The organism is Halalkalibacter flavus, from assembly GCF_036663575.1.
Classification (GTDB): Bacteria; Bacillota; Bacilli; order Bacillales; family Bacillaceae_D; genus Halalkalibacter; species Halalkalibacter flavus.
The window spans coordinates 12,222-24,783 of record NZ_JAWRVK010000001.1 but is presented as its reverse complement, the minus strand read 5'-3'; the positions used below and the strand labels follow the sequence as shown (position 1 = coordinate 24,783).

Here is a 12,562-nt window from a genome sequence, read left to right as displayed (position 1 = left end):
AGACATCAGATAAGCACGGTGATGGGATCTCGTGCTTATCTGACGCCTCATTCTATTCTTGTAAAAAATACTGTTACGTTTATATGTGTTTTATAAGAATACGTTCCTGCTACAGCACATAAAATGCCTTCTGTCGAACAATTTCTGTTGAGTTATTAGTAGATGGGAAAGGGTAGCTCTGCTAAACTAGTTATAACAACTACATAAGCTGATGGGCGGTTGGCACTCCCTTACGAAAGGGGGTGTTAAGAATGGTGACATATGAAACAATGAATACGCTATTTCAATTCGGTACATTGATCGTTACAATGTTTATCGCATTCGTAGCGATTATCGCACTAGTCACCAACAAAAAGAAGTAACCGCCCGTCATCCTACCAAGAGTTGGGTGGTTACTTCTTTTTTGGTACAAACTCAAAAAATGGTCAGTCGCTCTTCATGCGGCATGTAGTTGTGATGACCGGGTGTTAGCGCACTCGGTCTTTTTTATTCTAGGTTGATCTTGATTTCAGTATACATGATTAGTACTTGACTTTCAAGAAAGCACGGGGGGGGACTGATCTCGTTCTTCCCATTGAGCGTCACTTGTTTCTTGTGTTGGAGTAAGGTATACGATGCTGTAATATTGTTTAGATATATACGAAGGAAGTCTAAAAAACACGTTACAAAAAAGGTGGATAACCTCCTGTTTATACAGAGGGTTATCCACCTTTGATGAGATTTACACAGCTGGCGTATGAAATTATTACAGTCAATATGTAGATATCCACATCTAATTCATGTTCTACAGAAGAGAAATGGGACGAGGAACTGAACTGCCCCCCGTCGCTCCGTCCACTATTCATAACGTATTGCTTCAACCGGATTCAATCTTGCAGCTTTGTTTGCTGGAAGCAACCCAAAAAGCACCCCCAATACTATTGAAAATAGAACAGCACCGACGATAACTGGTATAGATAGAAGTGAAGGTAAGCCTGCGAAAAAGGAAATGAGCATCGAAATCCCTGCACCAAGAAAAATCCCAATCACTCCTCCTATTAATGTTAATATCACCGATTCAATTAAAAATTGTGTGAGAATTTGCTGCCGTGTCGCACCTAATGATTTACGAATCCCAATTTCCCTGGTTCGCTCGGTGACAGATACGAGCATAATATTCATAACACCAATTCCCCCAACAAATAGTGATATCCCTGCAATTAAGCCAATAATCATCGTCATAATCCTAGTAATTTGGCCGATTCCTTCAGCGATTTCCTCCATATTCATGACTTGATAGGCATTTTCTGTGTTGTGTTTTACATTTAATAAGCGCACGGCTTCCTCCCCAGCCTTTTGTAACTCTTCAAGGGAAGAAGACTGGATGCTTACTTGATTAAAATAACTCTTACTGTAAATACTTCTCCATGTTTCCCACGGGATATATACTTCTTGTATTCCTAACGTAAATAAGCCAGAAGGAGGTTCAAGCACACCAATAACCTCGATTGGCTGGGCATCAATACGGATAATTTCCCCGACAGCGGACTGTTCCGGAAAAAGTTCTTCGGCAAGAGAGTAAGAAAGTAAGGCAACCCTCCGACCTCCAATAAAATCAGTTGGTCTTAACGAGACACCTTCTGCGACTTGAAGACGGTGAACATCAATGTAGGATTCATTAATTCCATTTACAGACACCTCAAACGATTCTGTTTGGAAACGGACTGTGCTATATTCATAACTTGTTGCTACGACATTCTCAACCTGCTGTATCTGTTCTAGATTACGGATGTCCTCGATCGTAAACGCTGGCTCGTTCCATATATTTGGGTTGGATTGAATTTCCTTATCAGATGGCATATAAAAAATCTCAGACGTATTTCCTTCGCCTGCGATCGTTGATTTTAACATTTCCTCTCCACCCTGACCAATTGCCACGACAATAATAACGGCAGCTACCCCAATAATGATTCCGAGCATCGTAAGTGATGAGCGAATTTTATGAGCCTTAATTGAACTAATGGCCATGATAATATTTTCTTTTATACTCATAAAGTTGGCCCTTCCTCCTGAACCAATTTCCCGTCGCGAACAAAGATGATCCGTTTTGTATATTTGGCAACTTCCGTCTCATGAGTAACAAGAGCAATCGTTGTGCCGGATTCATTTAAATCAGTTAGTAATCCCATGATCATCTCACTTGTTTTTGTATCGAGAGCTCCAGTCGGTTCATCCGCTAGAATGATAGAAGGTTCATTAACGAGGGCACGGGCAATTGCTACACGTTGCTTCTGTCCACCAGACAACGAGTTTGGTAAATAGTCCATTCGTTCTTTCAAGCCAACTCGCTCTAATGCTAACTCTGCCCTTGCCTCACGCTCTTTAATCTGTATTCCTGCATAGATCATAGGCAATTCAACATTCTTTTTTGCCGTTAATCTAGGTAAGAGATGAAACTGTTGAAAGACAAAGCCGATTTGTCGATTTCTTACTTTCGCTAACCCTGGCTCATCGTAAGTGGACACATCTTCTCCATTTAAAAAATAACAGCCTGAGCTAGGATGATCTAAACAACCTATTATGTTCATTAACGTTGATTTTCCAGAACCAGAAGGCCCCATAATCGCTAGAAAATCGCCTTGGTTAATCACTAAATCAATATCTTTTAAAATGGTGACATCACTCGTTCCAACACGGTACGATTTACAAATGCCTTCTAGGTTAATCATTGATTATCACTTCCGTTCCATTTCGCAATCCACTAGGAATATCAGTGACAATTCGATCGGACTGTTGCAATCCCGAACGAATCTCAAAACGACCATCCGTCGCCACCCCAAGTTCTACTTCACGTTGAATGGCCACCCCATCTATTATTACAAAAACATAGGGCTCTTCATTTTCCTGAATAACTGAACTATACGGAATGGTTAAAGCCTGACGTTCCTGCGTTACGATGTTTAAAATGACTTGATACCCGGGACGCAGAACACTCAGATCTCCGTCATTTAGCCGAACGGTAAATGGATAGTTAATTCCTGATCCTGCAACTTCCGTTTCAGAAGGAAAATAATTAATACTCTCTACTTCTCCCTTCCATGAATGGTCAATAATAGCATCAGAAACAACGTCAACTTTCTGGCCAACCATTATTTCTAGCGAATCATATTCGGAAAGAAAGCCTTTCACGATAAAAGAAGTGGGATCAGCAATTGTAATGACACCATCCTGATCCTCTTTTATTACTATCACGGTTCCAGCTATGGTGCTCCTCTCAATTAAATCTTCCTCACGTTTTTCAAGCTGTTCTTTTTGGGCGAGGAGTTGCCTTAAATCTAAATTAGCTAATCTCTTCTCATATTGAAGTTGCTCTCGTTCCGCTCGAAAATGGTCTCTTGCTTCTTCTTTACCAATGTCTTTCTCTAATGTCTTTTGTTGTTCTTCTAAATGTTCTTCTTGCTTGTTGAGTTGATTTATGCGAAGATAACCCCCTTCAATTTGAATAGCAAGCTGTTCTTTTTGAAATACGAGATCAGCGCCATCATACTCGACGAGGGGAGTCCCTTCCTCAACCAAGTCCCCTTCTTCAACCAATACGGTATACGCCTCATTCGCCTGTAACATGACATGGTCAATGACAGCTAAATCCATTTCACCTGGTACCATAATCTCGTCATTAATCATCCCCATTTGTGGTTGCACAACATCGACTACCATCGTTTGATTAGATTGAGACAGGATGATACTAATTGTTGAAAATAGAATAATAGGTACGATAATGGCTACCCCAATCCAGACTTTCTTATTCATTACGTTCACCTACATCCCTGTAGAAGCAGAAACAAATCCAATTGCCGCTCCTCCATTAAAAATGACAAGGGTGACGACCGATGCTGTAGCTGGTTTTAGTAAAGCTACGATACGTAAACCAAGAGCAGTAAGAATCATAGACCAAGGGTTCTTACTCATTTTAAAAATGAATGGTTTTTTCTTCCTAGGGCTTGTTTCATGACGTTCTTGTAGTACTTCAGACATTTCAACTTCCTCCTAATAAGTAATGTATGATTTCTGTTCGATTTGATAAAGTTCGATAATATTATTGACAATACATTGAAATAAGAGGGGGGTGTCTAAAAAGGTCTATTTTTGACCTTTTGAGACACCCCCGAATTCTTTAATCAATGTAGATCCATTGCGTTATGTTTCAGAAGCATACAAATAGATAAACATGCTATCGTTTCTCTAAAAGGTAATAGTAATATATTTACAATACCCTAGTTTACTGCTTTTCTACCTTTTTGCTAAGTATTAGATTGCTAATTGCTAGTACTAGCATTATGGTTAATAGATAAGGAAAAATACCAGTTCTATTTGTAAACCCCGCCCAAATCAAAAGACAAAAAGATACTAATGTTAAAAAAAATAAAAGCAATTTCAGAAAATTCATTATGAACTAGCCTCCAAAATATTAATTTATATTGACCTATTCACGCAACTTTAAAACTCCAGGTATATCTAGAATCTAGAAAATAAATTCCGTGGCTATTAAAACTATCTTAACTTAAAGAAAATGGAGAAATAATAATTCCAATTGCAATAAGAAAAACGTTAAATACAATAATTATCATTCCAATTATTGCTGCATGTTTTGATGGGAGATTTAACTCGAATTTAACAAGCATGATGTATATTATATTAGTTATGAAAATATTTACGAATATAAAAATAATATTTGTCATAACTAATAATAAATCATCATTCATGGCTATATACAGAAATAACGATGTCATAATAAAAGGTAGAGACGCTATTAATAAAAATTTGAAGTTTTTTGTAAACGTTATTGATCGCTCCAATTGAAAAAAAGTTAAGAAGACTTTATACAAACATGATTGAAAAAAAACACCCAAAGCGGATATAGCCACTGCAAATATACTAATAATAAAATTAAACCTATCAGGGTTTGCTATTATTATTTCTTCCTCAAAATCTTTCATGCTTTCAAATAGTGCTGCTTGTATCACTATAAAACTACCGATACAGTATAATAAAACCAAGCTCATTGTACTCAATATTACCGTTTTTTTCTTTTCTATATTAAACACCCCTTGATATAATTGATTCAATTACAGCCCCAACTAAATATAAAAGAATGGTAACAGAAACTAATGTTCTACTAGGAAATTTGCTATTCTTATCAAGAATTCGCTTTGTTATTTTCATACTTATTTGTAAAGTTAACAACCATCCTACTATTTCTATAGGACCATGAAACCCTAGTAAAACAAATAATTCTTGGATAGAATAAATATTGGTTGCTGTTTGGATGGCCATTCCAAGAATTATTCCATTTACTAACAATATGAAATACCCAAAAATAATAGTTCCAACTATGCTGAAAAATGAAATTTTAATATTATTATAAAAAATTCCTAATATACTCAACTCTTCCTGATTTACTATCTCTTCGCCATTAGCTATTATCAAAGTACCTGATAACAAATATCCAGCCACGATCAATAAAGTTAAAAGGGATATATCAAAGAACAGTTGTTTATGATTAACCCCTAAATAATTGTATAAATTCATTATCATCCTTTAAATCACCATTTTCTTTTGTTAACTGCTTTTTTATCGCCCCATTTTGTATGTAAATTATTTTATCGCAAACTTCTGACAAACCATCTAACTCATGAGTTGAAAAGAATATACTAAATTTTTCTTTAAACAGACTGAAAATTTTAATTGCCTGATGATATGCATTAATATCTAACGCATTAAATGGCTCATCGAATAATAGAATATCGGGTTTAGATAATACACCAACTAATAACATTAACTTTTGTTTCTGGCCTAATGATAAAAATTCAATGCGTGTATCCCAAAAGTCATTTATATGCAGTGATTCAAAAATGCTAAATGACTCTTCATATTCGGCTTTTTCTACATTATTTAAATTAATGATCATATCTATGTATTCTTTAGCAGTTAAAAAGTTAAGTATTAGCATGTCAGGATTAATATAAACAACTCTATACTTCCTAGTAGTTCCAGTTAATTTCCCTTTTACACCTGCCATTACTTCAATTAAAGTCGTTTTGCCAGCACCGTTTGGACCGACTATACTTGTTATCGAGTTTTCCTTTAATTCGAAATTGATATTTTTTAAGATTAATTTGTTATTCGCTTTATAAGATAAATTTTCAACTACAAACAATTTACTCCCTCTCTTCGACTTTGAAATTATCCATTGAAAGTTTCTCCAAAAAACCATTACTCCAAATAAATATTAAATACACTGATATTAAAACAGTGAATAGCAAAAAACCTATTATTAAGTACAATAATGTCATTTGCATAGAAGTACTAATTTCTAAATTAAATAACAAATTAATACCCCCATAATTGTGTATGATTTTTTGAATAATAAACGTTATTACTATACCAACAATTAATGAAGTTGATTTATGAATATAAGAATTTTGAACTAATTTAATCTTATCTTTAATAAGCATGTTCGTTGGATAAATTAAAGTTAGCAATAAACCAACAATCACATCAAAAATAATGACCGCTATAAATAATGAGATAACCGTAAACTTATCAGTTAAGATAAAATAGGTTATGCACACTATGAAATGAGGAGAGATTATAAATAAAAACATTCTTATATTACCAAGCAATAGGCTCTTAAAATTATAATTAATATTTTTTAAATAGAACAAAAACTGGCGTAAACTTTCAAAACTAAAATAAATAAATACTCTATGCTTCAGAGCAAATAGATTTAGGAAGAAAATAAGAAAAACCAATTCAACATGAATCATTTGTAAAAATTCATTATCTTTTAATAACAACAATAGTGATAAACAAATAAGCAATAAATATGAATGAGGTAATACTAATAATTTATTTTTGATTAATATATGTATATTCTTTTCTCTTTGTTTTCTGTAAATAGATTTACATAACTCCATAAAGAGACACACTGTAAAAAGTATAGAAATATTTATAAGAGCTTCTTTAAAAGACTGTAATTCAATAGCAAATAAATGATTATCAATTGCTAGTATTAACAAGACTATTAATGAAAGTATGCTATTAATAACGATCATTTGCCTTTTAAAATTTTGTAATTTATTTACATAATCAAGATAATAAACTAACACAGTTATAAGTAATCCGCTTATAATTGTAGGCAAAAAAAAGGGACTATTGAACATAATTTTCATAAATAATATCTGGATCATTAAAAGAGCGTAGATCGCTAACCTATTAGAAATAATCAAATGAAAATTATATAAAACGTAATGGTATGTTTTATATGCAAGACTAGTATTATTAAATATATTATTTACCAATATATTAGTAGAGATAAGATAAATTATATATAATGGTAAATAACCTAAGTTATGTATAAAAGGAATTTTGCTAAGATCAATATTGATTAGGAAGAAAAGAAAAATAAAATTAAAGCCTGCAATAGAAATAATGAAAAAGTTTGTGAATTTACACAAACTAGGAGAGAACCTACTGATATTATATTTTAAATTTTCATTGCTCTGTCTATAATCGTTCATAATTACATAGAGTAGGGATATGATTTTCATTCGTTTTGTCACCTTATAATACTAACCACCATAAAAATGGCGGTTAGTAAATTTTAGCAAATATTATTACCAATTTACAAATCCTTTAAAGCCATAACGACCGAAAGCACGAATAGCTGCCCCGGCAGCAACAGTACCAATACCAAAACTTGATACAATTGCAGCTACTGATAGAGCAACTGTACCACCCCATAATGCCCAGTATAAAACTGTTGCGACACTACTAGTAAGACCTAGTACTTTAATTGCTTGGAATGCACCTAATCCAAATAATAGAATAGTAGCACTAAATAATGAAAAAACAATCAAGCTTTTACGTAAATTTAAATTGTTCATTAGTTACCACCTCCTTTTTAGCATATTGAATTTTATACCATACTCTTTATAGGTTTTATACTTTTTTTGCCATATTTGGACATATAATACTATTACGTTCAATAGATGATACATATAATTAATTATTTATACCTAAATAACTTCATTAGCAGCTTCTACGTTTTTAGGTAATATATACCATTTATAAATAGAGCTTAGATACTAAATTCTCATACAAAAGGTAACTAACCTTTTGATATGTAGCATTCTTAAAAAGAGTTAATAGTTTGATTAATAGAGCGTCAATGTACAAAGAAGCTATTCAATGAGTTGAAAATCAAGCCAGCTCCACCTACAGAGGAACAGCCGTTGTTCTCTTGGCATGCCAATCTATTAACCGTTGCTCGGAGAAAGACCCTTGTACTCATGAATGATAGTAGCCGGTATGTCATCATCCTTCATGGGTTAAAAACAAAGGATTTTAAAAAGATTAATGAAGTGATGTTGCAGGCTATTCGTGACACGCTACGCGAAGAGAATATTAGAAAAGAGGTAATTGAGGAGTTTGTTTCTCAGGCAAAAGAATTCACCTTTACTTCGACAAAGGATCGGACGTCTGTTGTTAGATTAAATAAAGCTTGCGACCATGCCTATTTTTATGAAAGATTCCTAGATACTGAGACTCTTTCGCAACCTGCTGTCAGCAAGGATGCTAGCCGTTTCATCGTTGGCAAGGGGAAAAATGAATATATTCGACCGAACGAAGCGTTGTATCGTGATTTGGAAGAATGGATTGGTGAGGCAATCTTTCAGAAGGATGCAGTGGTTCTCCATGTCCGATTGGAATTGGAAAACCATGAAGTGTGGCGTAGAATCGCCGTTCCAAAACAAATAACATTTCCCTAACTGCATGAGGCGCTTCTATGTAAGGTGGGTACCTTGGATGCGGAGGGACGGGGGAGGTTTGAACTGAACCGAAAAAATTAGACACAACTAACAACTGGGACGCTGAACCTGTCCCTACGTCCCAGTGGTGAAAAAGGGGTTATTGGGAAAAGTCCCTCGATTTAAAAATAACATTTTACTACCAAAAAGGTGGATAACTCTCTATTTATACAGAGGGTTATCCACCTTTTATGAGATATACACAACTGGCCGATGAGATTATTCGTGTTAATATGTAGATATCCACATCTAATTCATGTTTGATAGAAGGGACATGGGACGAGGAACCTGTCCGAGGACACTGAAAAAGGTCGATTTTTACCTTTTTCAATGCCCTCTGTCCCCCCGTCCCTTAAGGGGATACACTATGAAGAAATTATTTGTTCTTGCAATGTTTATTTTATTAGCTCTTCAAGGAACCATTGTGCAAGCTGAGGAAGAAACTATTTTTGTTGTTGGTTATGATCCTAACTTTCCTCCTCTCCATTTTAGTCAAGATGGAGAGCCTGTTGGGTTTGCGGTCGACCTCATGGAAGAGGTTGCGTTACGAATAGGAGCGGAGATTACCTATGTTCCGGTCCCGCAAAAAGAAGCGATTGTGAAGCTTCAAGATCAGCAGATTGATATTTTATTAAGTGCCTACTTTAGTGAAAAGCATGCTAACATCATGGATTTTTCTGATTCGATTTTAGGGACATCGATTGGATTAGTTGTTCGTGAAGAAGATAAAGACATTGAAGGGTTAGCTCAGTTACCAAATGCTGTGATTGCTCTTCAAAGCGATACGCTTGAGTATGAGTTTCTACGTAATATTCGTAATGTTCAGTATCATGTCGCAAGCAATCAGGTTACAGCACTCGAATTACTATTTAATGGTCGGGCCAATGCCTTTGTAGGAAATGTGACCACAGCTCAATATGTATTAGAGGAAACTGGGAGAGAGGATGATTATAAAATTGTCGGTAGTTATTTACTCCCTATTGATTATACAATGGCTGTTCAAAAAGAGAATTATCCACTACTCAGTCAATTAAATAGTGCGATTCGTGAGATGAAAAGTGATGGTACCTACAGTACGTTATATGAGAAATGGTTTGAAAATAGGAATGATTTAACGGACCGCCTCTGGATGGTTATTCAAATCATAGGGTCTTTGCTTTTGTTAGCTATTGTCGTTTTCTTTATTGGGATTCGTTGGAACAGGCAATTACAAGGGGAAGTAGCAAAGAAAACAGATGTCTTAAACCAAATGAATAGCAAGCTTCAAGAAAAAATAGAACAAATGAAAAACAGTGATGAATTCCAGAAACAAATATTAAATAGCAGTCCACGTGGGATTGCTACGGTCAATCAAGATGGGATGATCACGTCCTTTAATACGAAAGCTGTAGAAATATCAGGCGAATTAGGGCAAGTGGTCGGTCTCCATTACGAACAAGTCCTGTTGTTGAAAAAACTGTTACAGGACCGTTTTATTCAAGTGTTTCAAACGAAAAATTCATTCTTAGGTGAAGAAGCCGTCTGGGAGCGAGATGAACACTCTACTTATTATTTACGTTACTATGTTTATCCTTTATATGATTTTGAAAAGCGCTTGAATGGACTCATTGTTACATTTGAAGATATAACAGAAGAAAGAAAGCTTCGTCTGCAAATTTTTGAACAGGAAAAAAACCAGGCTCTAAGTAGAGTGGTTGCTGGAATTGCGCACGAAATTCGAAATCCACTCACATCGATTAAGACATTTGCGGAACTAATCCCACGCAAATATAACAATGAACGTTTTCAAAAAGAAATTTCGACCTATGTTCCGCAGGAGATTGAACGAGTTAATCAATTGATTGAAGGGTTAATTGATTATGCGAAGCCTAAACAATTGAATAAAGAATTGATCGATATTTCTTTAATTTTGAAAGAATGTACGATTTTATTTGAGCGTACGGCTTTAAATAAGGGGATCTCACTACAGTGTGAGACAGAAGACGAGCTCTGGATTGAAGCCGATTCCAATCAATTGAAGCAAGTGATTATTAACCTCATTATTAATAGCTTAGACGCAATGAGTACTGAAGCTGAATTGAGAGATGTGGTGTTAAACTTACACGCATTCTCAAAGGGAGAACATATTGTCATTAACGTTTCAGACAAAGGGGAAGGAATGACGGAAACCGAGCAATTACAAGCCATAGAGCCCTTCTATACAACAAAAGAAAAAGGGACCGGTCTAGGCTTAGCAATAGCAAACCAATATGTCCATGAAAATGACGGAAAGTTAGAAATTAATAGTAAAAAAGGGAAAGGTACGACGATTACGTTAACATTTTCAAAAAAGAATGGAGGGTGAGAGGATGAAACGGATTATCGTGATTGATGATGAGGCTTCAATCTGTTCTTCTTTGGAATTTGCTTTGGAGGACCACTATGATGTAGTGACAACAACCAAACCACATGAAGGATTAAAGTGGATAGAAGAAGAAAAACCTGATTTATGTTTGTTAGATTTGAAAATTGGACAAGTAGATGGTCTTGAAATCTTAAAGAAAATTAAACAAGTCAGTCAAAAGACAGAAGTTATTATGATTACGGCTTACGGAACGATTGCTACTTCAGTTAGAGCGCTTCAAGAAGGAGCCTATTCTTATTTAACAAAGCCTATTAATATTGAAGAGCTTTACTCCATCATCCAACAAGCGCTGCATTATCAGCGCTTAAATGATCAAGTCGATTTCTTAAGCCAAGAATTAGAGAAGAAATATAGCTTTGAAGGGATTATTGGTAAAAGTGAATCGATGGCAACTGTTTTTAATTTGATTAGCAAAGTAAAAGAAGTGGATTCCAATGTGCTAATCGTCGGTGAAAGTGGGACGGGTAAAGAACTAGTTGCTAGAGCACTTCATTTCTCGGGAAAACGCAAGAAATCACATTTTGAAGTCGTTAATTGTGCTGCAATTCCCGATCAGCTCCTTGAAAGTGAATTATTTGGTTATGATAAAGGGGCTTTTACTGGAGCGGTTTCAAGTAAAGAGGGGAAATTTCAACTTGCAAATGGGGGTACTATTTTTCTAGATGAAATTGGAGATATGCCTCTATCTTTACAAGCAAAATTGCTGCGAGTTCTACAAGAAAAAGTCGTAACAAAGCTTGGGTCAAATAAAGAGGTAAACTTAGATGTGCGTGTAATTGCTGCCACAAACAAAAATCTTGAAGAAGCGGTAAGAAACGGTGAATTTCGTGAGGATTTATATTTTCGCTTAGATGTCATTAAAGTACCATTGCCCCCTTTAAGAGAAAGAAAGGAAGACATTCCTTTTTTAATTCAACATTTTATAAAGCAATTTAATATCGAGATGAACAAAGAGGTACAAGGCTTAACGAAGGAAGCCAATCGTATTCTACTGAACTATGATTACCCAGGCAACATTCGTGAACTATCAAATATTATTGAATCATCGATGGTGCTTGCAGATGATGAATTCATTGAAGTATTAGATCTTCCTCCACAAGTAAGATCAAACCATTCCGCTCGGAGAAAAGATGGAGGTAAGATTCTAGATTTTGTTGGAATTCCCTTAAAAGAAATGGAAAAACAATTCATTTTAGCAACGCTTGAAGAAAATAATGGTCATCGGAAAAATACAGCTCTGATGCTTGGAATAAGTGAGCGAGGATTAAGAGATAAGTTAAAGCAATATGAACAATAAAAAGCGGCAAAA

General features: G+C 35.1%; 13 protein-coding genes. 4 read left to right on the top strand and 9 right to left on the bottom strand.

What is annotated here, in order from left to right:
* Window positions 1–251: 251 nt before the first annotated feature.
* Window positions 252–362, top strand: a complete 111-nt coding sequence (locus SAY88_RS00120) for a putative holin-like toxin (protein WP_332628429.1) — start codon at window positions 252–254, stop codon at window positions 360–362.
* A 475-nt stretch (window positions 363–837) separates the two neighbouring features.
* Here SAY88_RS00120 and SAY88_RS00115 read toward each other — a convergent pair whose 3' ends face one another.
* The 9 genes from SAY88_RS00115 to SAY88_RS00075 all read right to left on the bottom strand — a co-directional run bounded on the left by SAY88_RS00115 (window position 838) and on the right by SAY88_RS00075 (window position 7,925).
* Window positions 838–2,031: an ABC transporter permease gene (locus SAY88_RS00115; protein WP_332628428.1), complete on the bottom strand. Its 1,194-nt coding sequence runs from the start codon at window positions 2,029–2,031 to the stop codon at window positions 838–840.
* The gene (locus SAY88_RS00110; protein WP_332628427.1) at window positions 2,028–2,708 is read right to left on the bottom strand and encodes an ABC transporter ATP-binding protein; all 681 of its coding nucleotides are present in this window, start codon (window positions 2,706–2,708) and stop codon (window positions 2,028–2,030) included. The genes SAY88_RS00115 and SAY88_RS00110 overlap by 4 nt, the downstream gene beginning before the upstream one ends.
* Window positions 2,701–3,789, bottom strand: coding sequence for an efflux RND transporter periplasmic adaptor subunit (locus tag SAY88_RS00105; protein ID WP_332628426.1), 1,089 nt, complete (start codon window positions 3,787–3,789; stop codon window positions 2,701–2,703). Before SAY88_RS00105 ends, SAY88_RS00110 begins: the two co-directional genes overlap by 8 nt.
* Before the next feature lie 9 nt (window positions 3,790–3,798).
* On the bottom strand, window positions 3,799–4,014 hold the full coding sequence (locus SAY88_RS00100; protein ID WP_332628425.1) for a hypothetical protein: 216 nt from the start codon (window positions 4,012–4,014) through the stop codon (window positions 3,799–3,801).
* Between the two features lie 521 nt (window positions 4,015–4,535).
* Window positions 4,536–5,105: a hypothetical protein gene (locus tag SAY88_RS00095; RefSeq protein ID WP_332628424.1), complete on the bottom strand. Its 570-nt coding sequence runs from the start codon at window positions 5,103–5,105 to the stop codon at window positions 4,536–4,538.
* Window positions 5,077–5,574 carry a stage II sporulation protein M gene (locus tag SAY88_RS00090; protein WP_332628423.1) on the bottom strand — a complete coding sequence of 166 codons (498 nt, stop codon included), beginning with the start codon at window positions 5,572–5,574 and terminating at the stop codon, window positions 5,077–5,079. The genes SAY88_RS00095 and SAY88_RS00090 overlap by 29 nt, the downstream gene beginning before the upstream one ends.
* A complete protein-coding gene (locus tag SAY88_RS00085; protein ID WP_332628422.1) occupies window positions 5,540–6,196 on the bottom strand; it encodes an ABC transporter ATP-binding protein in 657 nt (218 codons plus the stop codon). The genes SAY88_RS00090 and SAY88_RS00085 overlap by 35 nt, the downstream gene beginning before the upstream one ends.
* A gap of 1 nt (window position 6,197) precedes the next feature.
* Entirely contained in the window at window positions 6,198–7,589 is a 1,392-nt protein-coding gene (locus tag SAY88_RS00080) for a hypothetical protein (protein WP_332628421.1), read from the bottom strand.
* A gap of 66 nt (window positions 7,590–7,655) precedes the next feature.
* Window positions 7,656–7,925: a hypothetical protein gene (locus tag SAY88_RS00075; protein WP_332628420.1), complete on the bottom strand. Its 270-nt coding sequence runs from the start codon at window positions 7,923–7,925 to the stop codon at window positions 7,656–7,658.
* A 273-nt stretch (window positions 7,926–8,198) separates the two neighbouring features.
* Here SAY88_RS00075 and SAY88_RS00070 point away from each other — a divergent pair, with 273 nt between their 5' ends.
* The 3 genes from SAY88_RS00070 to SAY88_RS00060 all read left to right on the top strand — a co-directional run bounded on the left by SAY88_RS00070 (window position 8,199) and on the right by SAY88_RS00060 (window position 12,550).
* Window positions 8,199–8,810, top strand: a complete 612-nt coding sequence (locus SAY88_RS00070; protein ID WP_431308822.1) for a DUF6933 domain-containing protein — start codon at window positions 8,199–8,201, stop codon at window positions 8,808–8,810.
* A 406-nt stretch (window positions 8,811–9,216) separates the two neighbouring features.
* A complete protein-coding gene (locus tag SAY88_RS00065) occupies window positions 9,217–11,193 on the top strand; it encodes a transporter substrate-binding domain-containing protein (protein WP_332628418.1) in 1,977 nt (658 codons plus the stop codon).
* Window positions 11,194–11,197: 4 nt separating this feature from the next.
* A complete protein-coding gene (locus SAY88_RS00060) occupies window positions 11,198–12,550 on the top strand; it encodes a sigma-54-dependent transcriptional regulator (RefSeq protein ID WP_332628417.1) in 1,353 nt (450 codons plus the stop codon).
* The last annotated feature ends 12 nt before the right edge of the window (window positions 12,551–12,562 follow it).